The following is a 26,029-nucleotide window of genomic DNA, read 5'->3' as shown; positions in this document are numbered from 1 at the left end:
AATTATTTTTAAAGTACTATAAGGTAAGGTTCAGACCAAATGAGAAAGCTCTTGTGAGCGGGTAATTGTTGGTCCAATCTCCTGATCCTCTGGAGGAGTGGTTGTTCTCTGGATCCCATCCTATCCAATCTGTGAATGTGTAAAGGTTTCTGCCTGCTGCATACAACGTCAGGCTGCCAAGCTTATACTTCTCTAGAAAAGCACCAGGCACAGTGTAGCTTAACCGTACATCTTTGATACGGACGTAACTGTTGTCTCTCGCAAAATTGTAGCCTCTGGGATTTCTGTAGCTTAGTGATGGCCACTCGTTGCTCATGTTTTCAGGTGTCCAGTACCCTACTGCGGCAGGTATGTTTCTCTTACCAGCTTCATCTCCGTAGAAAATATCCGGATTGCCTTTTAGAGATCCCTGAGAGGTTTGCAGGAATACACTAAGGTGGAAATTGCCGTAATGGAAAGTGTTGGTAAGACCTCCGTACCACTTAGGTTGAGTTGAGCCTATGTAGGTTCTGTCATTATCATTGATAACGCCATCTTTATTGATATCCTCAAATTTGATGTCACCTGGTTTCGCGGTTGGGTCAGTCTTAGAGTTGTCTTCTCCTGCCTGCCAAATTCCTACCATTCGGTAATTATAGATGGCTCCAATTGGTCTGCCAATCAGCCAGCCGTTGGCAAGGTCATCTTTCTTCTCCCCGTAAAGGCTTACAATCTGGTTTCTGTTGGACGAGATATTGAAGTTGGTTTCCCATCTGAATTTTCCGGCATCCATATTAATGGTGTTTAGGGTAAATTCAATTCCACGGTTTTCCAACTCGCCTAAGTTGTCCCATATTCTAGAATACCCCGAGATGACCGGGATGTTTCTTCGAACTAAGAGGTCTTCGGTGCGGGACCGGTAAACTTCCAAAGTACCATTGATTCTGTTTTGGAAGAACCCGAAGTCAACGCCTATGTTGGTAGAGGTTGTGGTTTCCCAATTCAGGCCAGCATTCCCTAATTCTGATGCCAAGACACCAATAGAACTAGTGCCTCCAAAGGGGATGCGTACAGAGTTGGCCAGTGTGGCAGTACGATAAGCAGGAACAGCCTGGTTCCCAGCCTGGCCATGAGAAACCCTTAGTTTTAACTGATTGACAAAGCTGACATTCTGAAAGAAAGCTTCATTGGCAATGTTCCAGCCTAAGGCAATGGAAGGGAACACCGCATATTTGTCATTTACCCCAAAAGCAGAAAAACCGTCTCGTCTTGCTGTAACCGTCAATAAATAACGGCTGTCATACGAGTAATTAATCCTACCCATTTGTGAAAGAAGAGCAGTTCTTTCTCCTCTGGAGGAAGACGTTCTATTTGTTCCTGCTTCAAGATTATAAAAGGATAGTTCGTCGTTGATAAAAGAATTAGCAGAAGCACCAGAGGTGAAAAAATTGTTTTCTTGGGCACTGTACAAACCTGTAAAATCTACGTGGTGTTTATCCCAGTCTTTGTTGTAAGAAAGAATATTTTCTACAACCCAATTTTGGGTTTCATTGTTATTGGCATAAGCGGAACCAACCATGTCATTAGCTGCACGTCCTGTATAACCGGCCTGTCTTCCTATGGTATAAACAGTGGAGGCGTTTAGCCGGTATTTTAGTCCTTTAACAAAACCGGGAGAGACTTCTGCATAGACATTGCCGTTCAGGTTTTTATTTCTATCTACTCTGTCTGTCACTAACCCCAAAAGCGGATTCGCGAAAAGTAATTCCGGGTGCATTGGAAAAAGCTCATAATTTCCCAAAGCATCTCTAGGTACTGAATAAGGGCTCATAGCAGTGGCATTGAGAAGGTTGGCCCGGCCACCGTCAGAATTCTTATCAGCGAAAAACAAGGAAGTTCCTACTTTAAGATAGTTAGTAACGGTGGCATCCAAATTGGCTCGGATACTTCCCCGGGTAAATTGATACCCTTTTACTACTCCGGTTTGAGTAAGGTAGCCACCACCCAGATAATATTGGATATTCTCGGTACCCCCCGCTACACTAAGGTTATGTTCCTGGATTTTGCCTGTTTGGGTAGCTTCATCCAACCAATCTGTAGTCAAGCCTGCATTATAGGCATCTACCTCTCTAGTGTTTGGAAGGATTTGATTTTGAGTCAGTTTTTGGGCAATCATATAATCTTTGTACTTCTGTAGATAAGCCTCCGGGGACATGGGTTCAAATTTATTGGCCAGACCTTCTACCCCATAATATCCGCTATAGCTCACCCTAGGTTTGCCAGAGGTACCGCGTTTAGTGGTGATCAGGATAACGCCATTCGCCCCACGTGTACCGTAGATAGCTACTGATGATGCATCTTTCAATACTTCAATAGAGGCGATATCATTTGGATTGAGATCGTTGATTGCTCCAAAGAATGGGACGCCATCCACTACAAGAAATGGACTGGTATTAGCACTAAGAGAGTTGACTCCTCTAACCCGCATGGTTCCTGAACTACCTGGCACAGACGAACCTTGGGATATGCTTAGGCCCGCGGTGGTTCCCTGTATGGCTTGGGTGATGTCCGTAACAGGAAGATTGGAAAGCCTGTCTTTTGGGATGGAGGCCACAGAACCTGTAATATCTGATCGTTTCTGGGTACCATACCCAACTACCACTATTTCATCTAATGCTTTTGCATCGGTTCCCAACCGGACATCAATGGTGGTTCTGTTATTGATAACGACCTCCTGCGGGAGAAAACCGATGTAAGAGAATACCAATGTGCCGTTTCCGGTGGGTACATCTATGCTGTAAACGCCATTCACATCAGTAGGAGAAGCCGTAGAGGTTCCCTTTAATAGAACCGTTACGCCAGGAAGGCCAGCGCCCCCCTCGTCTGTCACCTTGCCCTGTACCGTGATGCCTTGGGCCACTGCTACAGAACAGGCTATAAAGTAAATAGGAATTAAGAAGAGGTACCTTAGCCCCCCGCGTAAAAAGTGTTTCATACTATTCTTGGTAAAGGTTTGTTTGTGGATTAAGTCTCAACTGATTGTAGGTGAAAGGTTGAAAATTTACTTAGTATGGCTTATGATTTACCATCAAATGGTCCGATCAAGCTGGTGAACAGGCCATTTCCATCATAGAGAGAGATTGCATCTCAATTAGACAGATTTTGAAATTTTATTTACAATTCTTGGATTGGGTAAAAACTTAAATAGCAGCTAGGTGGGGTATGCTTTCTGAAAAGAGTGCCTTTCAGCTTTCCGACCAGATCATCTTACAAAAGTGATTGGGGGAACAGAAGCTTTGCAATTTCCTTACGACAGCTTGTCTCTAAGAGTAGGAAGTAAATAAAAGAAAGAAAGGTAAGTAGGTGATTATGAAAATCTTAGGGAGAGTGGCTTGAAAAGCGGGATTCAGTAAAAGTAACAACAAGTACCTGAAAAAGTACTGTTTTATTTTTAGCTTCTAGGTTTGAGCCTATCAAAATTAGGAGTATTTTTGCGACTTCATTCGGCAACCTCTTCTTCTCATGAATCCTACAGTTAAGATTTTCTCCGGCACAGCCTCAAGATACTTTGCTGAAAAAGTGGCGGATGCCTATGGCTTGCCTCTTGGTGACCTGACTGTACAGCATTTCTCAGACGGAGAAACCTCCGTCCACTTTAATGAGTCTGTTAGGGGATGTGAGGTGTTTTTGATCCAATCTACTTTTCCGCCGGCTGACAACTTATTTGAGTTGATGCTGCTGGTAGATGCCGCAAAAAGAGCTTCAGCGCACAAAGTGATTGTGGTGATGCCTTACTACGGGTACGCCCGTCAGGACCGGAAAGACAAGCCGCGGGTGTCTATTGGAGCCAAAGTAATGGCAAACGCCATCCAGTGCGTAGGCGCTGACCGCTTAATGACTTGCGATTTACACGCTGGCCAGATCCAGGGGTTCTTTGACATCCCGGTAGATCATTTAGATGGCTCTGCCATTTTTGTGCCTTACCTGCGTAGCCTGAACTTAGGACATGACCTGATTTTCGCTTCTCCGGACGTAGGAGGGGTGGTAAGAACCAGAAGCTTCGCGAAAGTATTTGGCGTGGAAATGGTTGTTTGCGATAAGCACCGGAAACGCGCCAACGAGATTGCTTCTATGCAGGTGATTGGCGATGTGGACGGAATGGATGTGGTATTGGTAGATGACTTGGTAGATACTGCCGGAACCATTACCAAAGCCGCAGAGTTGTTGCGTGACAAAGGCGCGAAAAGCGTAAGGGCCATTGCTACCCACGGGGTACTGTCTGGTCCAGCAGTGGATCGCATTGAGAATTCTGTATTAGAGGAATTAGTTATTTCTGATACCATTCCTTTAAAACGGCAAAGCTCTAAAATCAAAGTATTGACGTTCTCAGAACTGTTTGCCCGGGCCATTAGCAACGTAGTTACCCATGATTCTATCTCTTCCCTGTTTATCTAAGAAGAGCGGAGTCCCAGAGTAGTTTTTTCATTTTTTATTTATATTCATTATTATGCAAAGCTTAGAGATTATAGGGTTTAAAAGAGCAAATCTCGGTAAATCCGAAGCCAAAGCGCTTCGTGAGGAAGCTCAAGTTCCATGCGTGTTGTACGGCGGTGCTGAGCAAGTTCATTTCTCATCACCAGCTATCTTGTTCCGTGACTTGGTTTACTCACCAGATGTATACCAGGTTGACTTGAACATTGAAGGCACGCACTACAAAGCCATCATGCAGGACTTACAGTTCCACCCAGTAAACGAAATGTTGCTGCACGTGGACTTCCTGTTACTGCAAGACGAAAAAGAAGTGAAAGTTGATGTGCCAGTACGTTTCGTGGGTACTTCTCCAGGTGTAATGGCCGGTGGTAAACTGGTAACCAAGTTGCGCAAGCTGCGTGTGAAAGCGCTTCCTGCTAACCTGCCAGATTCAATTGCGGTTGACATCTCTGACCTTGAGTTAGGTAAGTCTATCAAAGTGAACAAAATCGCTCCTGCGAACTACGCTATCTTGACGAACCCACTTTCACCAGTGGCTACCGTAACCATCCCAAGAGCTCTGAAAAGCGCTCAGACAGAAGAGAAAAAAGGCAAGAAATAGTCTTTGGTTTTCTGAAGTTTTTGAAAATCCTGTTCTGCCTTGGCAGGGCAGGATTTTCTGTTTTTGGGCGATTTTGGAGAAAGTAGTTAAGAACGTAAGGGCGGTTCCTTGTGGTTGACCAATCGTGAGAATTAATCCGTTTTAATGCTTCTTTCCTAAAATCAGCTTAGAAACGCTTTCCTAACCGCGTCCGCTACCCGCTCCTGATCTGAAAAAGATAAGTTTGAGCCGGAGGGAAGACAAAGCCCCCGGGCAAAGAGATCATCACTTACCCGGGCTCCAAAATAATCGCACTCCCTGTATAAAGGCTGCAGGTGCATGGGATACCAAAGCGGACGGCTTTCAATATTCACCGCTAACAACTCAAGCCGAAGTGCCTCTGGGGTTAAAGAACTTCCCTTCCTGATGGTAAAACAGCTGAGCCAACGGTTAGAATAAAACCCTTCGGGCTCCAAGTGCCATTCCAATTCTTCCACGTCCTGCAGAAGTTGCCGATATGTGTCGAACACCTTTCTTTTTTGCTGTACCCGCTTCTCCAGCACTTCTAATTGACCGCGGCCAATGCCCGCCGAGATATTGCTCATACGGTAGTTAAAGCCCATTGAAGTATGATGGTAGTAGGGTAGATTATCCTTGGCTTGCATGGATAACCAACGGGCCTGCTCTACCAAGCCCGGATCATCAGATATCAGTGCTCCACCGCCGGAAGTGGTGATGATTTTGTTTCCGTTGAAAGAGAAAACGCCCGCTTTCCCGAAAGTGCCCAAAAATTGTCCATTGTATTTGGAGCCCAATGCCTCAGCAGCGTCTTCAATGATAGGGACTCCGTACCGGTTGGTGATTTCCTGGATTTCCTGCATGTGGGAGGGCATTCCGTACAAATGCACTAACATCAGTGCTTTGGGAAGTTTTCCTTTCTTCTGGCGGTCCTTAAAGGCATCTTCTAAAGCTGTTGGGCAGAGATTCCAGGTAGTGGGTTCGCTGTCAATGAGAACGGGGGTTGCGACCACGTACCTGATAGGGTTGGTGCTGGCGACAAAAGTGAAGGTAGAGCAGAAAACCTCATCGCCGGGTCCTACGCCTAAAGCCAGCAAAGCCAGGTGCAGGGCAGCGGTCCCGGAAACCAAGGCGGCCGCCGAAGAAACCCCGGTATACGTAGCTAGTTCCTGTTCAAAACCGTTGACGTTGGCTCCGGCTGTGGTAATCCAGTTTTGGTCAAAAGCCTGTTGAATGTATTGCTGCTCGCTGCCTCCCATGTGTGGAGGCGAGAGGTAAATGAAATCTGAGGGTTGGCTCATGCAATCTGTTCAATGATACGGGCCGGTACTCCTACGGCGGTGCAGTAACTGGGCAAACTCTTTGTAACTACGGCACCCGCGCCAATGGTAGTGAAAGCCCCTACTTTCTGGTTCTGTAAAATGGCGCTATTGGTACCTCCATACACGCCTGTGCCTAATCTAACGCACCCACTTACCGCCACCTGGGGCATCAATGAGCAAAAATCGCCTATCTCTACATCATGGCCAATGGTGCAAGCCAGATTCAAGAGTACGTGTCTGCCTAAGGTGACGTTGGTGGTGAGCACGCAGTTCTGGCAGATAATGGTGCCCTCGCCTAGGCAAAGCTTTTGCTCCGGGTAATGTAACACCGAGGGGTGCACCAGCACCGGGAAATGGATGCAGGGGTTGATCAATCTGTCAGCTACATCAGTCTTGGCTTGGCAGTTTCCAATGGCAAGTACCGCGTGCAGAGGCTTTTCAATGGAATTCAGGTCCTCCACAGTGCCTAAGTAGGGATAGCCGCAAATCTCAGGGTGGGCGGGTGAAGCATCGTCATAAAACCCCACTACGTTCCATTTAGGCGTGACATGATTGATCTGGTGTATTAGCATCAGAACTTCTTTGCCTAGTCCGCCGGCACCCACAATCGCAATTTTCTGTTTTTCGGTATTCATGAGGAAGATGAGTTGGAGGAGCCGTTGAAGCGCTCCATGGTGGCTGTGCCCGGGGCCGAGATGCCTTCAGGCTTCACTAAATGCTTCATGGTGCGCCACAAAATAAGCGCATCTACCCGCAGAGAAACATGCTCTACGTACCAGAGGTCATACCTGAATTTTTCTTCCCAACGCAACAGGTTCCGCCCGTTAACCTGGGCCCAACCCGTTATGCCGGGTTTTACCTCGTGCCGCCGCGCCTGTTCAAGAGAGTAAAGTGGAAGATATTCCATCAACAACGGGCGCGGACCTATGATGCTCATCTGCCCTTGTAACACATTCAGCAATTGAGGTAGTTCGTCTAAAGAGGTTTTCCTGATGAATTTACCTAAAGGTGTCAGGCGCTGCGCATCAGGCAGCAGGTTGCCGTGCTGGTCCCGCGCCTGCGTCATGGTCACGAATTTATAGAAAGAAAAAGGCTTTCCGTGCAAACCCGGGCGTTGCTGCCTAAAAAGAATGTGTCCGTCAAAGCCTATCCACAGCACCACTGCCACCAACACCATTACAGGCCAAAGCAGCAGCAAGGCAATGCCGGCCAGCAAGAGATCTAAGAGGCGTTTCCCGTAGGGCAAATAAGACATAGAGACGGACCGGTGGAAAGAATACGTTTGACAGAATCCTGTTTTACCCCTGATTTTTGAAAACCAGTGGCAAAACGAAAGTACGATTCTCTGAGCAGATTCTATTAATTTGCGCGTATGATTCAATTTCCGAACGCGAAGATAAACCTTGGCTTGCAACTGGTAGAAAAACGCCCCGATGGGTTCCATAACCTGGTCTCCTGCTTTTACCCCGTTGGCTGGACCGATGCCCTGGAGATTCTTCCCTCAGACGGAGAGGCTAACTTCACGCTCTCAGGTCTTCCGGTGCCCGGCGAACCTGCCGCTAATCTGTGCTGGAAAGCCTATGAACTCCTGCGCCGGGACTTTGACCTGCCCTCCATCAAGATGCACCTGCACAAAGTCATTCCTATGGGAGCAGGGTTGGGCGGCGGCTCCGCCGATGCGGCCTTCACGCTGAAGATTCTGAACCAGCAGTTTAAATTGAATTTGACGGAGGAAGCACTAGAAAACTATGCGCGTCAATTGGGCAGCGATTGCGCGTTCTTCATCAGAAACAGACCGGTGCTGGCGGTAGAGAAAGGTGATGTGTTTGAGTCTATTTCACTTGATTTAACCGGATGGCACCTGCTAATGGTATACCCGAACTTAGCCATCAGTACCGCCGAAGCGTACGCTGGGGTTTCGCCCCGTTTTCCTGAAAATGACCTCAAAACGTCTCTTGCTCAAGATGTTTCCACCTGGAAAGACGAGGTAGTGAATGATTTTGAATTGAGCCTGTTCCCTAAATATCCAGTGCTGGCAGAACTGAAAGCCCAGTTGTATGAAATGGGCGCGATGTATGCATCAATGTCGGGTTCAGGATCTACCATGTATGGGCTGTTTCAGACGTCGCCTGCCGGGCTATTGACTTTCCCAAAGGAGTACTCAGTTTGGCAAGGCGTCTTTTAATCTGCGTTGCCGCCGATTGATGACACTTTCCAGAATTGGGTGCAGAAACACACTGAACAATATAATTGCCGCTCCATAGTAGAAGCCCGCTGACATCTGCTCGCCTTCTTTGAAGATAAACCACGCCAATAAAATTCCATATACGGGTTCCAGGTTTACGGTCAGGTTCATGGTGTAGGCGCTGAATTTATGCATGAGCCGCACGGCTGCTGTGTACGCGTATACGGTGCAAACCAACCCCAGCATGCCAATGCTAAACACATCCAGCCAAGTCAGGGTTAACTGCAGTTCACCGTTGTCGGTCATCCACTCGCGGTAGAAAGGGAGAAACAGGCAGGTAGCCACCCAAGCGCCTGCCATTTCATAGCAGGTGATGGTAGTAGCGGCGTGCTGTTTGGTGAGTTTGCTGTTAATAATGGTAAAGCAAGAAGCCAGAAACGCCGAGCCCACCGCCATGGCAATCCCTAAGGCATGATCAAACTCAAACCGGAAAATGATGTACAGCCCCACAATAATGAGCAGGGCCAGTGCCACTTCATGGGGCTTTATCTTCTTGTTTGTGAAAATTGGCTCTAAAATGGAGGTCCAGAGGCTGGCGGTAGCCATACCGGCCAAACAGATAGACACTGAGGAGACCCGTGCCGAGGCAAAAAACAGGATCCAATGCGCGGCAATCAGGAACCCCACACTCAGGATCTTCGCAATGTTGCGCTGGCCAATTCTAAAAGATTGCTTCTTGAGTTTGATGACCACAGCCAAGGCCACTGCCGCCAGAATGGTCCGGTAAAACACCAGCTCCACGGCCGGAATAGAGATGAATTTTCCTAAAATGGCCGTGAAACCCCATAGTAAAATGATGAAGTGTAGTTCCAGAAAATCTTTTAGCCGAGGGGTTTGCAAGAGGAAAATGAATTAGAGATGATAGGGGTTGAGCCGATTTTCGGGAAAACAACCCTTGAAAGAAAGGCTTCTGGCGCAGACCTAAAAAGACAGCGCCAGAAGTCCTAAAAACATTGCGTCACCTGGGTACGGTTCGGTAGAGTACGATGCCAATGACGGTGAAGACGGCCAAAGGAACGAAAGCAGCCAACTGCGGCGGAATACCGCCCACGGAAGCCAGGCTTCGGCTCATCATCACGAAGATGATGAAGATAAAGGCGAGCACAAAGCCTAACGCAATCTGCAAACCAACCCCGCCGCGTACCTTCCGGGAACTCAGAATGACGCCTATAATGGTGAGTACCGTGATGGCGAAGGGATAGCTCATGCGCTCATACTTCTCGGTCATGTACATCTCCACGTCGGTGGCACCGCGCAGGATCTTTTCGTCAATGAGCTTGTTCAGTTCGGCATTGGTCAGGGTTTCCTTTAAGCGGTAGGTGCTGGCAAAGTCTTTAGGCAACAGGTTCAAGGTAGTGTCAATGGCGCCGCCCTGCACCACGGTTTCTTTGTCGCCATTGAAGGTGCGCAGGGTGTATGCATCCATGTGCCACTTCTGCTTGGTACTATCCCAGCGGATAGATTCTGAGGAAAGTTTCTGAATAAGCTCCTGCTTCCGGATGGTTTCCAGGGTGAACTTGTAGCCCACGTTGGCGTGGTTGTTATAGCTCTCCAGATACGCGTAAGAATCTGGCCCAATCCGGAAGTGTACGTTGCGGCCCTCAAAGGTGTAAGGGTTTTTCACGTACTTGATTTCAAAGGCCACCCGAGTCTTGTTGGCGGTGGGAATCACGTACGAGGCGAAAAAGAAGATGAAAATTCCGATGACGATAGACCCCATGATGTAGGGCACCAGCATCCGCTTGAAAGAAACCCCGCTGCTCAGAATGGCCACAATCTCGGTGTGCGAAGCCAGTTTTGCTGTCACAAACACCGTCGCAATAAACACCGTAATGGGGCTCAGCATGTTGATGTAGTGCGGGATCATGTTCATGTAATAATCCACCAGAATAATCTTCACAGAGAGGTTATGCTGAATGAAGTCATCATTCTTCTCCACAAAGTCAATCACGCAGATCACCGCGATCAGGATGATCACCACAAACACAAACGTGGTCAGGAACTTCTTAAGAATGTAACTATCTAGGAGTTTTAGTTTCACGCTATGTTAATTACGAATTCAAAATTAGAAATTAGAAATGGCCTTGAATATGTCTACATCAGGTAAGCCCACTTCTAATTTCTAATTCATAATTTCTAATTTCTAATTTCTATAACCGTGTCATTAACTTTTTCACCATCTGGTCTTTCCAGGTCCGGAACGTGCCAGCCAGGATCTGCTCGCGCGCCTGGCTTACCAGCCACAGGTAAAACGTAAGGTTATGCACGCTGGCAATCTGGGCACCCAGCATCTCAGTGGCGTGCATGAGGTGACGCAGGTACGCCTTAGAATGAAACGTGCTCACGTAGCCGCCCAGTTCTGCATCAATAGGGGAGTAGTCCTCTTTCCAGCGTTCGTTCCTGATGTTAATGATGCCTTGCGTGGTGAACAGCATGCCGTTACGCGCATTCCGGGTAGGTAGCACGCAGTCAAACATATCCACGCCCAAAGCAATGTTCTCCAGAATGTTGGCCGGTGTGCCCACGCCCATCAGGTAACGTGGTTTGTCAGTGGGCAGTATGTCGCAAACCAGTTCGGTCATCTCGTACATCATCTCGGCAGGCTCGCCCACCGATAATCCGCCAATGGCATTACCTGGACGATTCTTAGACGCGATGGTCTCCGCGGACTGAATGCGTAGATCTTTGTAGGTGCTGCCTTGTACAATAGGGAAAAGGGTTTGCTCATAGCTGTACTTGCCCTCAGTAGAGTCAAAGCGGTCAATGCAACGTTGCAGCCAACGGTGCGTGCGCTCCATGGAGTTGCGGGCGTAGTTGTAATCACACGGGTAGGGCGTGCACTCGTCAAAGGCCATGATGATGTCGGCGCCAATGGTGCGCTGCGTATCCATCACGTTCTCGGGCGTGAACAGGTGCGAAGACCCGTCAATGTGCGACCGGAACTTCACGCCGTCTTCAATAATTTTACGCGTGCCCGATAGGGAGAACACCTGGTACCCGCCACTGTCTGTTAATATGGGTTTGTCCCAACCGTTGAATTTGTGCAGGCCGCCGGCTTTCTCCAGCACGTTCAGGCCCGGGCGCAGGTACAGGTGATAGGTGTTGCCTAAAATAATTTGGGCTTTTACGTCTTCTTTCAGCTCGCGCTGGTGCACGGCCTTTACGGTGCCGGCAGTACCCACCGGCATGAAAATAGGGGTTTGTATGGTGCCGTGGGCGGTGGTCAATACACCGGCACGGGCTTTGGAAGCGGGATCGTTCGCTACTAAATCAAAGGTCATGGACTACGGGTAAAGTGCTGGAGAAGCCTTCTTTACAGAAGGAAATTAAAGGCTTTTAAGAACCCGCGCTTCTCCAAACGGCAAAGATACAAACAACCTTTTGTTCTGCCGCCCCGTGGGTACGCCTCTCCCAACTATTTATGCTATTTTTGGATTCAGTTTTCATTGCCTTGGACCTTACGCCTTACCTTTCTGACTCTCTGTTCTACCTACTACTAGCCTGTGTGCTGGTGCAGTTGTTTTATGAACTCTATTATTTTCTGCCGCTCGCTTTCCATCCCAAACAGGAAGAAGTGAACCCATCTGCTTTGCCGCCCTTGTCAATTTTGGTGGCAGCCCACAATGAAGTGAAGAATCTTCAGGAATTACTACCGCTGTTAATACAACAGGAGTACCCGCAGCCGTTAGAAATTGTAGTGATAGACGATCGCTCCTGGGATGGGTCTCATGTGTTAGTGAAGGAATACGAAATGGAGCACTCCCACGTGCGCCTCTTGCGGGTGAAGGAAACCCCGTACCTGATGAGTCCTAAAAAATATGCGCTGTTTCTGGGCATTAAAGCCGCTCAGTATGAGCACTTACTGTTTACGGATGCCGACTGCCGACCTCTCTCTAAAAGATGGGCACTGCAGATGGCTCATGGGTTTTTAAACGGAAAAGACATCGTATTAGGCGTTTCTCCGTATATGCAGATATACGGATTTTTGAATCATTTAATCCGGTTTGAAACCTTCTTAACCGCTATGCAGTATCTGTCGTTTGCCAAGAAGGGGCAAGCGTACATGGGAGTGGGTCGTAATCTGGCGTATACCAAGTCAACGTTTCTACGTAATAAAGGCTTTGCCTCCCATATTAGGTCCTTGGGAGGGGACGATGATTTATTTGTGCAGGAAGCTGCCAAACATTCTGCCGTCCAGATTGTCATTGACCAGGATGCCCAGACAAACAGCACCCCGGAAACCCGGTGGCGCAACTGGTGGCTCCAGAAACGAAGGCATATGGCGGCAGGGCGGCAGTACCAAAAGAAGGAACAGTTCAGACTCGGACTTTTTGTCTTGTCAAATGGGCTATTTTATGTAATATCACCTGTTCTTTTAGGTTTACAGTATCAGCCGCTATGGGTTGGCCTCATTATTGGGGTAAGGTACGCGGCACTCTATGGCTCGTACCTGCCGGTGGCCCGCCGCCTGCAAGACCCTCTTGCCTGGTGGCTGTTGCCAATACTGGAACTGGGGTATTACCTCAATTATATAGGGATCGGGATCTCTGTTTTAACGACTAAAAAGGTAAGATGGAAGTAAATAAACAATTCTCCGCGAAAGCGAAACACGATTTTAAACTGATTCAGTCAGCGGTGGAAGACGGGGATGAGAAAGCCTACGCCGAACTGATGCAGATTTACAAAAAGCCAGTTTACCACGTGGTTCTCAAAATGGTGCGCAACGCCGACGATGCTGAGGACCTCACCATTGAAGCCTTCGCAAAAGCCTTCCGTAACCTACATAAATTCAACCCGGAGTACGCATTTAGTACCTGGCTTTTCCGTATTGCTACGAACAACTGTATCGACTTCATCCGGAAGAACAAGATCAAGACTATGAGCATTGACTCAGCCATCAAGATCGACAACGGCGATGAGATCACCATTGATTTCAAAGACAACAACCTGAACCCGCAGGAGTCTGCCATCAAAAACCAGAAGATTGAGATCATGCAGTACATCGTGAGCAAACTGCCCGATAAGTACCAGCGCCTGGTAACCCTCCGTTACTTTGACGAGCTGTCTTACGAGGAGATTGCCACCGAACTCAGCGCCCCACTTGGAACCGTAAAGGCCCAATTACACCGCGCCCGTGAGTTGCTCTATGACATGGTGAAAAACAAAAAGCACCTGATCTAATTTATAGCAGGTAGTGCTTTACCCGATTTTAAGATTGAAATGTTAGCAGAAAGCAGCCCATGTGGCTGCTTTCTGTGTTTAGAAGCTGTTTATGGATAAGAGGCTGCAAATGGTAAACCAAATCCCGCAAGTTACCGCTCCGCTCAAACTTTAAGTATATAAGATTTAGGTCTCTTTTCCTGATAACAGACCCAAAACAGAAACAGACCAACTGCTAACTAAGTACCCAAGACTCTGAACTCAGGACTCGTTTCCTTATCTTTGAGCATATGAACCCAACATCCACCGATATTTTACTTCATTACTTTCCAGACCTAACGCCAGAGCAACAGCAGCAGTTTGCGCGCCTCGCGGAGTTGTACGTGGAGTGGAATTCCAAAATAAACGTGATCTCCCGCAAGGACATGGATAACTTGATGGTGAACCACCTGCTGCATTCTTTGGGCATTGCCAAAGTGGTGCAGTTTCCGGCGGGGACTTCGGTGATGGACGTAGGAACCGGCGGTGGGTTGCCTGGTTTGCCTTTAGCCATTCTGTTTCCTGAGGTGAAGTTTCACCTGGTTGATTCAATAGGCAAGAAAATTCATGTAGTGGAGGAAATTGCAAAGGAGTTGCGTCTCCACAACGTGAAAGCCTCCCATACTCGCGCCGAACAGGTGCACGAGAAATATGATTTCATTGTGAGCCGCGCAGTAGCAAGATTGGCTACTTTCTACCAGTGGATTCAGTTCAGCTACAAAAAAGAATCAGTACCCGGCCAAGGGCTGTACTACCTTAAAGGCGGCGACTTGACCGAAGAACTTGCTGGGTCTGGGTTGATACACGAGGTGTTTGATTTGAGTACCTATTTTCAAGAAGAGTTCTTCGAGACGAAGAAGGTAGTGTACGTGCCGTTGCATCCAACCGCGTAAGGGTTTAGAGGCTTCTTTTAATAAAGAAAAGTTTAAACATTAAAACAGAAGCCTCTTCCATGAAGAGGCTTCTGTTTTAATAGTCATTTAGCTTAAAGGTATTTGATACTTAATATTATTAGAGAGCTACTTTGTTCATGTTCGTCATTAAAATCGAAACCCTTCGCTTAAATGTGAAATAGTATAGGTAAGTGCCTGTCTAAAAATCAAATTCTTATGCAAGTAATTTAATATTAAATATGATGCCTTATTTCCTGTATAAAAATAAATGGAATATATGTCCCTGTACATATATTCCGTCCTGCTCGCTTCTCATTCTTACCCCTAATGTAATTTCTTTATTAGGTAGCTCTTTGAAGATATTCTTTGATTCAACAAGATTATATATTGGTGAATTAGACTTTAAGGCACTACTGGAAATTACTGTATTATCTGTTAAATTGAGTAACTCTACAAAACAATTGGTGCTTCCATCATTAGATCTAAGGTTAGACGTAAAGGTGATAGAATCAACATTGCTAAAGTTTGCTTTATTAAACTTTATAAGGCGAAGTGAAACCTCAGGTATCAAATACCATTCAGTTGTTGAAGTACCATAACCATTTTCACTTGGGAAAGGGAGTCTAATTTGTTTGTCAGCATTGCAATAGTAATTAGTGGATGTAACCTCATTCTCATCCAAAATGCCATTGTAATTTGAATCCAAGCCAGTTACTATTTTTGAACCACCTGTAGAGCAATTCGCACCTACTGGTTCTGCAATGACTTTGTTTAAACTAGTAGGAGTTTTAGGATTGGGTTCCGATTCTTTATTGTTACAGCTTAAAACCAGAAATGTGAAAGAGAATATAAGATAGTAATATAATTTACGCATACTGTGTAATCAACATGATTTTTGCACTTCATATTTATATTACTTATAATATTGAAGTGATGAGAATTTCTATTTAGGTTGCAAGATACATTTAGAATAATACTGTTATATTAAAATGAGAAATAGAATTAGCTTTTCTTTATTATATTAAATATGAAATAGATTAAGTTAAAAAAATTATTGGCGCACCAACTCCACCTTCTCAATCGTATCGCCGATGTTCAACTGGTGCACCACGTCCATGCCTTTGATTACGCGGGCGAAGATGGTGTACTTGCCGTCCAGGTGCGGGGTGGGAGAGTGGGTGATGAACCATTGGCAGCTTTCGGTGTCTTTGCCCGCCGAGGCCATGCCCACGTAGCCTTCCAGGTAGTTCAGATCCGCAAATTCTGAGCGGATGGCGTAGTCGGTGGAGCCCCAGCCATCGCCGCGCGGACAGCCGCCCTGTGCCACGAAGTTGGGCACCACGCGGTGGTAGTTTTTTCCGTTGTAAAAGCCTTGCTCCAGTAATTCCACAAAGTTCGCCACCGAACCCGGCGCGTCTTCCACCAGCAGTTCAAACATGATATCACCTTTAGAGGTACGGATTCGGGCCTTCTGGTTTTTCTGCAGTTTATTCACCGTGGCCCAGTTGATAGGATGGCTGAACGGAGTGGCGGGAGTAGGAGCGGAAGTTTTGCCTTCCAAGTAGTCCAGCGTTTTCTGCAGTTCCAGGTAGGTTTCAATGTCCCGGGGCAGGGTGAGTTTGTCGCGGGCTTGGGTCAGGAAAGACCAATCTGCATAAGCCTCTTTCATGTTCAGGTCAGGGTTCCGGATGGCACCGGCGGCAATGCCTACTATGGCCACATCTCCTGACTGGATGGCTTGTTGGAGTAACTGGTTGAAAGTAGGAGCTGCTTTCGAGTCAAAATTTTTCTGTCCCCTCATGGATACCAGGGCTTCTATGCCCGAGGTGCTGATGGCCGGATGCGCTGCTTTGAATGTCTGCTCCTCAATAAAGGCATATTGTGTGGGGTCTTTACTAAGGGCGGTAAGCAACGCTGCTTTTTCATACGGATTCTTTGCGGAGGCAAACCGTCGCTGAATTTGCTGGCTCACGGCCTGCTTCTGCTCTGCCGGGGAAGAGGCCAATGCCGCTCCGAACAAGGTGGCCCGTACCCGCCAATCGGGTTGTTTATTGGCGGCCTCTAATAACCGGGAAGCTTCGGTGGCCGGGGCTTTGGCAGTCAGGTACTCAGCTGCGCTAAGGGCTACCAGCGGGTGTTTGTCTGACAGGGCGTTCCAGGCGGCGGCTTGCACGGCAGCGTATGGTAACTGGTACAACGGGCGCACCGCATTAATCCGCACGCGGTAATCAGCGTCTTTGCTCAGCACTTGGTTTACAACGGAGGCGATGCCCACGGTATCGGTCATTTTCCCTAAAGCCAGGGCTGCGGCCATGCGCACATTGGCACTGGGATCCTGCTGCACTACTTTAAAGATCTGCGCTTTGGCCGGACTTGGATCTACCTTCGCCGTGCGGCTCAAAAAGTGCGCGGCTCCTAAACGGGCTTCTTCCTGCTCAGAGGTTAGAAGGTCAGCGGCTTTGGTGATGGCACCTGTGTAGTTCAGTTTGCGTTGTCCGGCCCGGTAAATGGCCCAGGCTTGCGCCGCTTGCATAACGGGTTGTGCCGTGTACCGTGAGATCATGTCCAGCCCATTCTGCGTGGCACATTTTCCCCAGGCTTCCAGGATCTCGGCTCTGGCAGGTACGTGCTGCTCTTTCTGGTAGGCCTCCATCAAGGCTGGTTCCGCAGAAGCATTTCCAATTTGCCCTAAAGCATATGCCGTCGCTTTCCTGACTTCCGCTTCAGGGTCTTGCAGTAAAGAAATTAATGCTGGAATAGCCGTGCTGTCCTGCGCCGAGCCGAAAGCTAAAGAGGCCTCTCGACGGTACATGGTTTCTGGTCGATCTAAGAAGGCGAGCAGGTCCTGGGTTTTACGTTCGTCCTGAAGGGTGTAGATTTTGCGCAGGGTCGCGTCACTAAATTTATTCACGCTACTGGTAGCACTCTGCTGGGCAGGTTGCCGGCAGGCGACGGCCAGCAAAAGCAAAGCAGTGGCGTTTCTGAGGTGTTTTTTCATAAAGAGCACTTGAGCACGGAAGATACAAAACTGTCCTGAGTCTGCTGCAAGGCCTCAAAGTGGTGGTTGCGGAATTTTGGTTTTTGCCTTGCTTTCAGGAAAATGGGGCAGAAACGCGAAGTGGATTGTCTAAAAATGCAGACCTTTGCGCCCGTTATGATTACCGCTGCCCCCGCTTCTACCACGTACTCGTTCCGTTTCTGGATGCTGTGCCTGAGTTCGTTTCTATTTTCGGCCAGTTTCAACATGATCATTCCGGAGTTGCCCAACTTCCTGACGCACCTGGGCGGGGCCGATTACAAAGGCTACATCATTGGTTTGTTTACCCTTACGGCCGGGCTTTCGCGCCCCTTCAGCGGGAAACTGACAGATACCGTGGGGCGTTTGCCGGTCATGTATTTTGGGGTGGCGGTCTGCATCTTGTGTAGTTTGCTTTACCCGCTGCTTACCACCGTTTTTGCGTTTTTGCTGCTGCGGCTCATTCACGGGTTCTCTACTGGTTTCACGCCCACGGGCGAAGCGGCGTACATTGCGGACATTGTGCCGCTGGAACGCAGAGGTGCGGCCATCGGGGTGTTTGGGTTGGCCGGAAGCTTAGGCTTGGCAGCTGGGCCAGCCATTGGCGGAGAGTTCAGCCGGCATTTCTCACTGCACGCACTCTTCTACTGTTCCTCGGCCATGGCGTTGTTTTCCATTCTGGTATTGGTGAACCTGAAAGAAACATTGCCTAATCCGCAGAAATTTAAGTTGGGCTTACTGCGCATCCGCAAAGATGAAATCTTTGAACCCAGGGTGCTGCCTACTTTTGTGGTGATGTTGCTTACGCTGTCCTGCTATGGCGCTGTGCTCACCGTTACGCCAGATTTCAGCCAGCACTTGGGTATCCAGAACAAAGGACTGTTCTTTACTTTCTATACCGTCTCTTCCATTGGCGTGCGGTTTCTGGCAGGTCGAGCCTCTGACCGCTTCGGCAGGGTGCCTATCCTACGCGTTTCCACATTAATGATGGCAGTGTCCATGGTGGTGCTGGGGTTAGCCGATAGCAAAGCAATGTTCCTGGGAGCGGCGGTTTTGTACGGTTTCGGAACTGGGATGAACTCGCCCACACTCTATGCCTGGGCCATTGACCTGAGCCACCCCGACCGCCGCGGCCGCGCCATGGCCACAGTGTACATTGCCTTGGAAGCCGGTATTGGCATTGGCGCTTTCGCCTCCGGCTGGATTTACGGGAATGAAATAGGCGCTATCCCTTATGTATTCTGGGGCGCTGCAGCCTTGTGCTTCTTAGCATTTTTGTTTGTAATGCTAGGCAAGTTTCAGAAGAGGGTCGAAGCCTAGCTATTTCAGAGCAGTTTTTAGGAATTAAGGCTGTTTCTACAAATACCCCTTCGCCTGTAGTCGGAACAGCTCTGCGTAGCGGGTGCCTTTGGCGATGAGTTCTTCATGCGAGCCCATTTCCACGAACTGGCCGTTCTCAATCACTAAAATCCTGTCAGCCATGCGCACGGTGGAGAAGCGGTGGGAGATAAGCACGGCGGTTTTGCCCTTGGTCAGTTCCGCGAAGCGTTGGAAGACTTCGTGCTCGGCGCGAGCGTCTAAGGCGGCGGTGGGTTCGTCCAGAATCAGGAGCTGCGCATCACGCATATAGGCCCGTCCCAACGCTATTTTCTGCCACTCACCCCCCGATAAATCCACGCCTTTGTTGAAGCGGCGGCCAATGACTTGGTCATACCCTTCGGGAAGTTTGGCGATGACCGTATCTGCGAGACTTTGCTGGGCCGAGGTCTGGATACGAGGCTGGTTTTCTTTTTCCTCAATCCGCCCGATGGCGATGTTGGTGCCCGCGCTCATCTGGAACCGCACAAAGTCCTGGAAGATCACGCCAATCTCCCGGCGCAGATCGGCAGGGTCATATTCCCGCAGGTCAATGCCGTCCAGCAGAATGCGTCCTTCCGTAGGGTCATAGAGGCGGGATAGCAGTTTCACCATGGTGGTTTTTCCGGCGCCATTTTCGCCTACCAAGGCTAATTTCTCGCCCGCGTGTAAAGTGAAGTTGAGGTGCCTGAGCGCCCATTTCTCTGAGTTGCGGTATTGAAAGCCCACGTTCTCAAAGGTGAAACCGTGCCGGATAGGTTTTGGAAAAGATGGCGCCGAAGCCTGACGACGAATACGAGGTTGCAGCTCGAAGAAATCAAAGAAATCCTGCAGGTACAACGCGCCCTCTGCTACGCTGGTGAACCGGTTGAGCACTGATTCCAGCAGACCCCGCAAGCGCATGAACGAACCGGACAGAAAGGTGAGTTGCCCTAAGGAAACCTGCCCTTGAACGGTCTGGATGAGCAGGTACACGTAGGCCCCGTAATACCCGGCGCTACCCAAGGCGGCAAACACGCTGCCCCAACCAGCCCTCCTAATAGCCAATTTCTCGTTGTCTTTGTAAAACTGACTTGAAAGCGTGCGGAAGCGGTCTACCAGAAAGCCAGACAACCCGAAGATCTTTACCTCCTTGGCGGTGTCATCGCTGGCCCCGGTTTGGCGGAGGTAATCCAGCTCGCGGCGCTCGGGTGTCCAGCCGTGCACCAGGGAGTAACTGCGTTCGTTGAAATGGGACTCGCCTAGGAAGGCAGGCAATACAGCAATTAGCAGTAACAACAATAGCCACGGGTAGAAGGCAATGAGCCCGGCAGCCAGGAAAATCATGGTCAGGATGTCCTGCATCTGCCCCAGTACCTGGCTCATGAGAATGGTCCGGCTCAGGGTCTGGCGGCGCGCACGTTCGAGTTTGTCATAGAAAGCCGAGTCTTCAAACTGATCCAGATCCAGCTCGGCGGCGTGTTCCATGAGCCGGATGGAGGACTGGTTGGCAAACAAATCGCCCAGTAGTCCATCTATCAGGGCAATGCCCCGGTTCAGGAAATCAGAAAGCACCGCCAGTCCAAACTCGATAGCGATGAGGGTGAAAAGGTAGCCCAGCAGTTTGTCGTTGGTTTGCGAAAGGCGTACCACTTCGTCAATAATGAGTTGCCCTACGTAGAGCACTGCCAATGGCACGGCCGCCCGGAACAACCGAAGCACCACGTTGATGAACGCCATGCGCGGATTGGTTTTCCAGACCATTTTCAGGAAAGGAGGCAAATGCTTCAGAGCACTTACCCGCTGCTGCACCGAAAGCTGCGGCTTCCCCTGCCCTGGTGGTTTCTTCCCGAATAGATTATCCCAAAATGCCATATGCGGAGATTTACTAGAAGGCTCTTTACTTACGCCAGTTGTGTAGAACGTAAGGAAAGGGCCTCGGTTAGTTTGGGTGAAAGGTACTTGCTTCTACTTTATGGAAATCCTTTTCGGAGGGTTTTTGTTTTATTTTCCTAAAACAAGGGTAAAAGAGAGGCACTATCCTTTAGGTTACTAAAAGCGCTGTTCATCTTGGTAATTGGGCTTTACCTTTGCCCTTTATCAAATGGAAACGGTTTTTTGTTTCCCTTGCCAGTATAATTTCGTAGTTGAGAAGTATGGAAGAATCATTTTTACAGCGGCTTTGGGGTTTGCACCAGCAGAACCAGCTTCGCATACCCACTGGTTTGCTTTGCCAGTTCCTGAACCGGTTGCTGCAAATGCTGTTTCCGCCGTTAGCGGAACAACCTTTCAGAGATGCGCAGGCCCTGGCCCAAGAAGCTACTTTTCTGGAGCAGGAATTGGAGTCTTTGTTGGAAGGGGTACAGCACATCAGCGCATTCTCGGCGGCCGAGACCGTAGACCGGTTCATGGGCCAATTGCCTAACTTACATGAGCGTCTTATTTCTGATGCTCAGTTTATTTTACATGAGGACCCGGCGGCCCGGCACATTGAGGAAGTGATGCGGTCTTACCCGGGTTTTTACGGCATAGCGGTGTACCGCATTGCGCATTTACTATACAAGGAAGGTGTACCGTTGTTGCCGCGCATCTTAACCGAATTCGCCCATAGCCGCACCGGTATTGACATTCACCCCGGAGCGCAGATTGATTACCCGTTTTGCATTGACCATGGCACCGGTATTGTCATAGGCGAGACTACCGTGATTGGGAAGAACGTGAAGTTGTACCAAGGCGTGACCCTGGGTGCCCTGAGTGTGGCCAAGTACATGACAGATCTCAAACGTCATCCTACTCTGGAAGACAACGTGATTATTTACGCCGGAGCTACCATATTGGGCGGTAATACAGTCATTGGTGCGCACAGCATTATTGGTGGTAACGTATGGCTCACGGAGAGCGTACCTGCTTATTCGCGGTTGTACCACCGTGCACAAATAAAAGTAAGCCGGTCCGAGGCGCCAGAAGACATCCTGGACTTTTCAATATAAATTACCGGCCTAAGGAGTTTAGTAAATAATTATACATTTGCACAAGGCCAAAGGCAGGCCAATGTGCCTTCAGTTTCTATTTATTCAACCGTAACCTTACGATATGAAAGCAGAAAGCATTTTACAAACCATTGGGGATACCCCTGTGGTACGCATCAATAAATTATTTGGTCCTGATGCCCAGGTGTGGATGAAGTTGGAGCGAGCCAACCCGGGAGGAAGCATCAAAGACCGTATTGCCTTGTCTATGATTGAGGACGCTGAGCAGCGCGGCCTTCTGAAACCACATAGCCATATTATTGAACCAACATCGGGTAACACCGGGGTAGGGTTGGCCATGGTTGCTGCTGTGAAAGGCTATGAAATCACCTTGGTCATGCCTGAGTCTATGTCTATTGAGCGCCGCCGCCTGATGGCTGCTTATGGAGCCCACCTGGAATTGACCCCTCGCGAGAAAGGCATGAACGGGGCCATTGCAAGGGCTCATGAGCTAGCCGCTGAAAACGAAAATGCCTGGATTCCCATGCAGTTTGAGAATGAGGCTAACACCCGCATCCACATAGAAACCACAGCCCAGGAAGTGCTTCGTGATTTTCCAGATGGGTTTGATTACATGATCACTGGGGTAGGTACTGGTGGGCACATTACTGGCGTAGGCCAGGTGTTAAAACAGAAATTCCCGAACCTAAAAGTATTGGCGGTTGAACCAACCTTGTCTCCGGTTTTGAGCGGAGGTGCCCCTGGACCACACCCCATCCAAGGGGTAGGCGCTGGTTTCATTCCGAAGATCATGGATATGTCTGTGTTAGACGGTGTAATTCAGGTAGATCCTAAAGATGCCTTTGAGTATGCCCGTCGGGCAGCCAGGGAAGAGGGGATGTTTGTGGGAATTTCTTCCGGTGGTTCACTGGCGGCAGTAGCTCAGAAAATAGGCGAATTTGATAAAGGAGCCCGTATTCTCACTTTCTGCTATGATACTGGTGAGCGGTATTTGTCAGTAGAAGGATTATTTGTGTAATCACTCCCCTACCTATAAAACAAAGCCGCCCTTGCATGTGCAAGGGCGGCTTTGTTTTAAGCTTGTTTATTTGAAAGAAGCCCTAAAGCAACGGGCTTCCTGTCTTTGTTTTATTGTCCCTGGGGTTTGTTGCCAGAAGAGGTATCTGTGGTGGTATTTGTGGTGCTATCTCCTGACGTGCTGCCCAATCCAGCAACTGTACTGGTCACTTTATCGGTAATTGCACGGCGTTTGTCTTTGCCTAAGGCGGCAATTGCTATGCCCGCACCAGCAGCTCCTAGTAGGGAGTATAGAATCTTTTTGTTGTTAGATGCCAGTGTTGACACGTTCTTCAAAAGAGACTTGTTCTTTTTGTCTTTGGTCTCTTTGCTTTTCTTAGTCTTGGTCTTATCCTTTGCCATAGTTTTAAAATAGTAGACGTATACGTTTCGGTTTATACGAGGAGACCATGTGGTTTACCTCTCAATAAGAAATTACGCCTCTCCTCGGTTTAAGTTCTCTCTTATTGAAAGTATGTCTGCTGACTACGCACAAAGAAGAGGAGGGAAAGGCTTTTAGAGACAGTATTCCTGGTAAGAAAACAGACTAGACATTCTCAATAGCAAATTGTTTACCATGACTTTCTTCTTTGGGTGCTCTGTCCTTTTTAGAATGTTTGCTTTTCTCTTCTGCATCTCCTGTATGGTGGTGATGGGTTAAATGCCTGACAGCTGCCGAAATTCCATCTACTAAGCCTCCGGCTTTGTCTGGACCCAGTGCCTTTCCTAAAGCTACTCCTGCGCCTACTGCGCCTAGTAAAGCAAGAAGAACCCTGTTGTCTTTTATATATGGCTTTACAGCTCTATAAAAGGTTTGGTGCTTTTTCCCTTTTTTCTTTTTCTTGGCCATAGTGGTATCCTGAATAGAACCGGATTTTCAATGGTTCACTAGTAAAGGTATAATGAGTAAATTCATCTGTAATGCTCTACGTGCTGTTTGGGCCTTTGTTATTTGCTCTAATTTCTTCAATATAGCATCTTACCTAAAGGCCATTTAAAAAAGCAACATGCAAGACATTATATTTCCTCTCGACTTTGAATTCAAGATTACCACGTTCTCTAATGATTTTATAGTGACAGATGCTAATGGGGAAACCATCAGCTATGTGAAGCAGAAGCTGTTTAAATTAGTAGAGGAAGTAAATGTATTCAGTGATCAATCCCAGTCTGAACTGCTTTACTCTATTAGGGCAAACAAATGGATAGACTTCTCTGCTGCTTATGTCTTTACCAACAATATAGGGCAGGAGATAGGGCGGGTTGCCCGTAAGGGCTGGGCCTCTCTATGGAAAGCACATTACGAAGTGTATGATCAGAACCAGCAGCAGGATTTTACTATTCGGGAAGCAAATGCCTGGGTGAAGGTTGGGGATGCGTTGTTGGGGCAAATTCCTATTGTAGGGGTCTTGACAGGCTACTTCTTCAACCCGTCTTACCATGTGATGAGATCAGATGGTACACTAATAGCAACTTTGAAAAAACAACGATCGTTTTTTGGACGCCACTTTACCGTTACCCAGGAAAGCACCTTTGAGTCCGGTGAAAGCGTACGTATTCTTCTGAGTTTGATGATGATGATCCTGCTGGAAAGACGCCGAGGGTAATTAAAGATTTTAACCTAGTTAGATTCAGAAGGTGTCACACCCAAGTACCAGAGAACTTTCTTTGGTACTTGGGTGTGACACCTTAGTTTTTGAAAGAAAATAAATAGCTCACTGAAAAGGAGAATCTTCTATTGCGCTCCTGGTGCATGGCAGGCTGCTTTCTTGGGGGATTGTCCGGATCAATGTTGAGGGCACGCTTATCTTCTAAGAATTCGTATGGCAGTGTTAGGCCATAGATATATCGAATATCAAAGATTAGCATACTCCTGTTCTTTAACTTGTAGTGGAAGCCGGTAGAAAACACTGCACTTACTTCTTGTCTGGCTCTTACGGTAATACTGTCATAAATAGCGGTAACAGCCTCTTTCCTGCCATTCTCTACTTCTACGCTGTCTATTACCTTTGGGGTCTTTTGCTTAATTGATGAGAGTTCACTGGCTAACAATCTCTTAAAAGGTGTCTACTTAAGCGCACATAGTAATTTGAGTTGTATCTTCTAAGTTAGGCTCTTCATCATTGAAGCTAGACAATACTATTAGAAGCAGTATTAGGAATGATAATAGCCTATTTCTGATTTGATACAAGGTTACATTTTACCGGGGTAGACGAATGACTTAATGTTATAATTTTGGTATTTCGATTTAGAAACCTCCACCGAAGCAGAGAAGTAATATTTTGCATTTTTTAGAAAACGATAGTCATCGTTTGGAATAACCATGGTGTAGATGCCTGTTTCGGGTATTTTGCCCTTCATAATTAATTTAAAAGGTGGCTCCTTGAAAGAACTGTCTAGATTGGCCATGAACCCGTAGTCCAAGTCTGTAGCATTGACTTTGTTTATCTTGCCCGTCAGGGTCACAGAGCCATTGGCCTCTACTACTGCGGAGATAGTCTCCACATCTGCAACTTTGGGTTTTTCTGGTATGGGGGTTGGTGTTGGAGTTGGCGTAGGAGTTGGAATTTCTTCTTTTTCTTCGCCGCAGCCGGAGAATACAACAAGGAACATCAGCAGGTAGGGTAGAAGTCTTTTCATTTAGTTTTATGTAAGTTTCCCCCAATATAGGGATTGTTTGTCTGACTGGTACTCAGCCAAAACAGGAGGAAGAGAGGGGGCTAGCAGAGTACAATTCAGAAAGTTGTGTGTACTAATGTGTAATACAAAAAAAGCACTTACAGTTTTACTGTAAGTGCTTTATAATCAGAGTGGAGAATATCGGAGTCGAACCGATGACCTCTTGCATGCCATGCAAGCGCTCTAGCCAGCTGAGCTAATCCCCCGTTTTGATGTTACAAAAGTAATA

At 47.9% G+C, this 26,029-nt stretch carries 23 protein-coding genes and 1 tRNA gene; 10 read left to right on the top strand and 14 right to left on the bottom strand.

Annotated elements, in window-relative coordinates; translation table 11 throughout:
• Nucleotides 1–16: 16 nt before the first annotated feature.
• Nucleotides 17–2,974 carry a SusC/RagA family TonB-linked outer membrane protein gene (locus DC20_RS04370; protein ID WP_062542720.1) on the bottom strand — a complete coding sequence of 986 codons (2,958 nt, stop codon included), beginning with the start codon at nucleotides 2,972–2,974 and terminating at the stop codon, nucleotides 17–19.
• Nucleotides 2,975–3,501: 527 nt separating this feature from the next.
• Here DC20_RS04370 and DC20_RS04365 point away from each other — a divergent pair.
• On the top strand, nucleotides 3,502–4,434 hold the full coding sequence (locus DC20_RS04365; RefSeq protein ID WP_062542719.1) for a ribose-phosphate pyrophosphokinase: 933 nt from the start codon (nucleotides 3,502–3,504) through the stop codon (nucleotides 4,432–4,434).
• 52 nt (nucleotides 4,435–4,486) lie between these two features.
• Nucleotides 4,487–5,071 carry a 50S ribosomal protein L25/general stress protein Ctc gene (locus DC20_RS04360; protein WP_062542718.1) on the top strand — a complete coding sequence of 195 codons (585 nt, stop codon included), beginning with the start codon at nucleotides 4,487–4,489 and terminating at the stop codon, nucleotides 5,069–5,071.
• A 161-nt stretch (nucleotides 5,072–5,232) separates the two neighbouring features.
• On the opposite strand, the gene DC20_RS04355 is transcribed toward DC20_RS04360, so the two are convergent.
• The 3 genes from DC20_RS04355 to DC20_RS04345 are packed head-to-tail and all read right to left on the bottom strand — an operon-like array spanning nucleotide 5,233 to nucleotide 7,645.
• The gene (locus tag DC20_RS04355; RefSeq protein ID WP_062542717.1) at nucleotides 5,233–6,369 is read right to left on the bottom strand and encodes a DegT/DnrJ/EryC1/StrS family aminotransferase; all 1,137 of its coding nucleotides are present in this window, start codon (nucleotides 6,367–6,369) and stop codon (nucleotides 5,233–5,235) included.
• Nucleotides 6,366–7,025 (bottom strand): acetyltransferase, encoded by a 660-nt coding sequence (locus DC20_RS04350; protein WP_062542716.1) that lies wholly within the window; start codon nucleotides 7,023–7,025, stop codon nucleotides 6,366–6,368. Before DC20_RS04350 ends, DC20_RS04355 begins: the two co-directional genes overlap by 4 nt.
• On the bottom strand, nucleotides 7,022–7,645 hold the full coding sequence (locus DC20_RS04345; protein ID WP_062542715.1) for a sugar transferase: 624 nt from the start codon (nucleotides 7,643–7,645) through the stop codon (nucleotides 7,022–7,024). The genes DC20_RS04350 and DC20_RS04345 overlap by 4 nt, the downstream gene beginning before the upstream one ends.
• A 117-nt stretch (nucleotides 7,646–7,762) precedes the next feature.
• Between DC20_RS04345 and ispE the strand changes: the two genes are divergently transcribed.
• Nucleotides 7,763–8,575 (top strand): 4-(cytidine 5'-diphospho)-2-C-methyl-D-erythritol kinase, encoded by an 813-nt coding sequence (gene ispE / locus DC20_RS04340; protein ID WP_062542714.1) that lies wholly within the window; start codon nucleotides 7,763–7,765, stop codon nucleotides 8,573–8,575.
• Here ispE and DC20_RS04335 read toward each other — a convergent pair.
• From DC20_RS04335 to tgt, 3 genes are all read right to left on the bottom strand, one after another.
• A complete protein-coding gene (locus DC20_RS04335; RefSeq protein ID WP_062542713.1) occupies nucleotides 8,552–9,475 on the bottom strand; it encodes a DMT family transporter in 924 nt (307 codons plus the stop codon). The two genes, ispE and DC20_RS04335, sit on opposite strands and share 24 nt — an antisense overlap.
• A gap of 118 nt (nucleotides 9,476–9,593) precedes the next feature.
• The gene (locus DC20_RS04330; protein ID WP_062542712.1) at nucleotides 9,594–10,676 is read right to left on the bottom strand and encodes an LptF/LptG family permease; all 1,083 of its coding nucleotides are present in this window, start codon (nucleotides 10,674–10,676) and stop codon (nucleotides 9,594–9,596) included.
• Nucleotides 10,677–10,785: 109 nt separating this feature from the next.
• Entirely contained in the window at nucleotides 10,786–11,916 is a 1,131-nt protein-coding gene (gene tgt, locus DC20_RS04325; RefSeq protein ID WP_062542711.1) for a tRNA guanosine(34) transglycosylase Tgt, read from the bottom strand.
• A 149-nt stretch (nucleotides 11,917–12,065) separates the two neighbouring features.
• On the opposite strand from tgt, the gene DC20_RS04320 reads away from it, so the two are divergent.
• The 3 genes from DC20_RS04320 to rsmG all read left to right on the top strand — a co-directional run bounded on the left by DC20_RS04320 (nucleotide 12,066) and on the right by rsmG (nucleotide 14,727).
• Entirely contained in the window at nucleotides 12,066–13,217 is a 1,152-nt protein-coding gene (locus DC20_RS04320; RefSeq protein ID WP_169788156.1) for a glycosyltransferase, read from the top strand.
• Nucleotides 13,208–13,816: an RNA polymerase sigma factor gene (locus tag DC20_RS04315; protein WP_062542709.1), complete on the top strand. Its 609-nt coding sequence runs from the start codon at nucleotides 13,208–13,210 to the stop codon at nucleotides 13,814–13,816. The genes DC20_RS04320 and DC20_RS04315 overlap by 10 nt, the downstream gene beginning before the upstream one ends.
• A gap of 269 nt (nucleotides 13,817–14,085) precedes the next feature.
• Nucleotides 14,086–14,727: a 16S rRNA (guanine(527)-N(7))-methyltransferase RsmG gene (gene rsmG / locus DC20_RS04310; RefSeq protein WP_062542708.1), complete on the top strand. Its 642-nt coding sequence runs from the start codon at nucleotides 14,086–14,088 to the stop codon at nucleotides 14,725–14,727.
• Nucleotides 14,728–14,974: 247 nt separating this feature from the next.
• On the opposite strand, the gene DC20_RS04305 is transcribed toward rsmG, so the two are convergent.
• Nucleotides 14,975–15,601 (bottom strand): DUF7151 family protein, encoded by a 627-nt coding sequence (locus DC20_RS04305; protein WP_062542707.1) that lies wholly within the window; start codon nucleotides 15,599–15,601, stop codon nucleotides 14,975–14,977.
• Nucleotides 15,602–15,778: 177 nt separating this feature from the next.
• Nucleotides 15,779–17,725 (bottom strand): peptidylprolyl isomerase, encoded by a 1,947-nt coding sequence (locus tag DC20_RS22540; protein ID WP_157593048.1) that lies wholly within the window; start codon nucleotides 17,723–17,725, stop codon nucleotides 15,779–15,781.
• 156 nt (nucleotides 17,726–17,881) lie between these two features.
• On the opposite strand from DC20_RS22540, the gene DC20_RS04295 reads away from it, so the two are divergent.
• Nucleotides 17,882–19,063, top strand: coding sequence for an MFS transporter (locus DC20_RS04295; protein WP_062545785.1), 1,182 nt, complete (start codon nucleotides 17,882–17,884; stop codon nucleotides 19,061–19,063).
• Between the two features lie 36 nt (nucleotides 19,064–19,099).
• On the opposite strand, the gene DC20_RS04290 is transcribed toward DC20_RS04295, so the two are convergent.
• A complete protein-coding gene (locus DC20_RS04290; protein ID WP_062542706.1) occupies nucleotides 19,100–20,953 on the bottom strand; it encodes an ABC transporter ATP-binding protein in 1,854 nt (617 codons plus the stop codon).
• A 281-nt stretch (nucleotides 20,954–21,234) separates the two neighbouring features.
• Here DC20_RS04290 and DC20_RS04285 point away from each other — a divergent pair, with 281 nt between their 5' ends.
• Both DC20_RS04285 and cysK read left to right on the top strand, forming a co-directional pair.
• Nucleotides 21,235–22,068 carry a serine O-acetyltransferase gene (locus DC20_RS04285; protein WP_062542705.1) on the top strand — a complete coding sequence of 278 codons (834 nt, stop codon included), beginning with the start codon at nucleotides 21,235–21,237 and terminating at the stop codon, nucleotides 22,066–22,068.
• Between the two features lie 103 nt (nucleotides 22,069–22,171).
• On the top strand, nucleotides 22,172–23,086 hold the full coding sequence (gene cysK / locus DC20_RS04280) for a cysteine synthase A (RefSeq protein WP_062542704.1): 915 nt from the start codon (nucleotides 22,172–22,174) through the stop codon (nucleotides 23,084–23,086).
• Between the two features lie 110 nt (nucleotides 23,087–23,196).
• Here cysK and DC20_RS04275 read toward each other — a convergent pair whose 3' ends face one another.
• Nucleotides 23,197–23,487 carry a hypothetical protein gene (locus tag DC20_RS04275; protein ID WP_062542703.1) on the bottom strand — a complete coding sequence of 97 codons (291 nt, stop codon included), beginning with the start codon at nucleotides 23,485–23,487 and terminating at the stop codon, nucleotides 23,197–23,199.
• A gap of 184 nt (nucleotides 23,488–23,671) precedes the next feature.
• Nucleotides 23,672–23,974 carry a hypothetical protein gene (locus DC20_RS04270; RefSeq protein WP_062542702.1) on the bottom strand — a complete coding sequence of 101 codons (303 nt, stop codon included), beginning with the start codon at nucleotides 23,972–23,974 and terminating at the stop codon, nucleotides 23,672–23,674.
• 157 nt (nucleotides 23,975–24,131) lie between these two features.
• On the opposite strand from DC20_RS04270, the gene DC20_RS04265 reads away from it, so the two are divergent.
• Nucleotides 24,132–24,728 (top strand): LURP-one-related/scramblase family protein, encoded by a 597-nt coding sequence (locus DC20_RS04265; protein ID WP_062542701.1) that lies wholly within the window; start codon nucleotides 24,132–24,134, stop codon nucleotides 24,726–24,728.
• 586 nt (nucleotides 24,729–25,314) lie between these two features.
• On the opposite strand, the gene DC20_RS04255 is transcribed toward DC20_RS04265, so the two are convergent.
• Nucleotides 25,315–25,761 (bottom strand): DUF421 domain-containing protein, encoded by a 447-nt coding sequence (locus tag DC20_RS04255; RefSeq protein ID WP_062542699.1) that lies wholly within the window; start codon nucleotides 25,759–25,761, stop codon nucleotides 25,315–25,317.
• Between the two features lie 171 nt (nucleotides 25,762–25,932).
• Nucleotides 25,933–26,006, bottom strand: a tRNA-Ala gene (locus DC20_RS04250).
• Nucleotides 26,007–26,029 lie beyond the last annotated feature (23 nt).

Origin of the sequence: Rufibacter tibetensis (assembly GCF_001310085.1) — a bacterium.
GTDB classification, from domain to species: domain Bacteria; phylum Bacteroidota; class Bacteroidia; order Cytophagales; family Hymenobacteraceae; genus Nibribacter; species Nibribacter tibetensis.
Note: the sequence above shows the minus strand (reverse complement) of the source record. Positions and strands in the feature narration are given on the sequence as shown.

What these genes read in the sequence shown, in the direction of transcription:
- DC20_RS04370 (WP_062542720.1), bottom strand. Translation starts at nt 2,974, where the DNA reads ATGAAACACTTTTTACGCGGGGGGCTAAGGTACCTCTTCTTAATTCCT.
- DC20_RS04365 (WP_062542719.1), top strand. Translation starts at nt 3,502, where the DNA reads ATGAATCCTACAGTTAAGATTTTCTCCGGCACAGCCTCAAGATACTTT.
- DC20_RS04360 (WP_062542718.1), top strand. Translation starts at nt 4,487, where the DNA reads ATGCAAAGCTTAGAGATTATAGGGTTTAAAAGAGCAAATCTCGGTAAA.
- DC20_RS04355 (WP_062542717.1), bottom strand. Translation starts at nt 6,369, where the DNA reads ATGAGCCAACCCTCAGATTTCATTTACCTCTCGCCTCCACACATGGGA.
- DC20_RS04350 (WP_062542716.1), bottom strand. Translation starts at nt 7,025, where the DNA reads ATGAATACCGAAAAACAGAAAATTGCGATTGTGGGTGCCGGCGGACTA.
- DC20_RS04345 (WP_062542715.1), bottom strand. Translation starts at nt 7,645, where the DNA reads ATGTCTTATTTGCCCTACGGGAAACGCCTCTTAGATCTCTTGCTGGCC.
- ispE (WP_062542714.1), top strand. Translation starts at nt 7,763, where the DNA reads ATGATTCAATTTCCGAACGCGAAGATAAACCTTGGCTTGCAACTGGTA.
- tgt (WP_062542711.1), bottom strand. Translation starts at nt 11,916, where the DNA reads ATGACCTTTGATTTAGTAGCGAACGATCCCGCTTCCAAAGCCCGTGCC.
- DC20_RS04315 (WP_062542709.1), top strand. Translation starts at nt 13,208, where the DNA reads ATGGAAGTAAATAAACAATTCTCCGCGAAAGCGAAACACGATTTTAAA.
- rsmG (WP_062542708.1), top strand. Translation starts at nt 14,086, where the DNA reads ATGAACCCAACATCCACCGATATTTTACTTCATTACTTTCCAGACCTA.
- DC20_RS04305 (WP_062542707.1), bottom strand. Translation starts at nt 15,601, where the DNA reads ATGCGTAAATTATATTACTATCTTATATTCTCTTTCACATTTCTGGTT.
- DC20_RS22540 (WP_157593048.1), bottom strand. Translation starts at nt 17,725, where the DNA reads ATGAAAAAACACCTCAGAAACGCCACTGCTTTGCTTTTGCTGGCCGTC.
- DC20_RS04295 (WP_062545785.1), top strand. Translation starts at nt 17,882, where the DNA reads ATGATTACCGCTGCCCCCGCTTCTACCACGTACTCGTTCCGTTTCTGG.
- DC20_RS04290 (WP_062542706.1), bottom strand. Translation starts at nt 20,953, where the DNA reads ATGGCATTTTGGGATAATCTATTCGGGAAGAAACCACCAGGGCAGGGG.
- DC20_RS04285 (WP_062542705.1), top strand. Translation starts at nt 21,235, where the DNA reads ATGGAAGAATCATTTTTACAGCGGCTTTGGGGTTTGCACCAGCAGAAC.
- cysK (WP_062542704.1), top strand. Translation starts at nt 22,172, where the DNA reads ATGAAAGCAGAAAGCATTTTACAAACCATTGGGGATACCCCTGTGGTA.
- DC20_RS04275 (WP_062542703.1), bottom strand. Translation starts at nt 23,487, where the DNA reads ATGGCAAAGGATAAGACCAAGACTAAGAAAAGCAAAGAGACCAAAGAC.
- DC20_RS04270 (WP_062542702.1), bottom strand. Translation starts at nt 23,974, where the DNA reads ATGGCCAAGAAAAAGAAAAAAGGGAAAAAGCACCAAACCTTTTATAGA.
- DC20_RS04265 (WP_062542701.1), top strand. Translation starts at nt 24,132, where the DNA reads ATGCAAGACATTATATTTCCTCTCGACTTTGAATTCAAGATTACCACG.
- DC20_RS04255 (WP_062542699.1), bottom strand. Translation starts at nt 25,761, where the DNA reads ATGAAAAGACTTCTACCCTACCTGCTGATGTTCCTTGTTGTATTCTCC.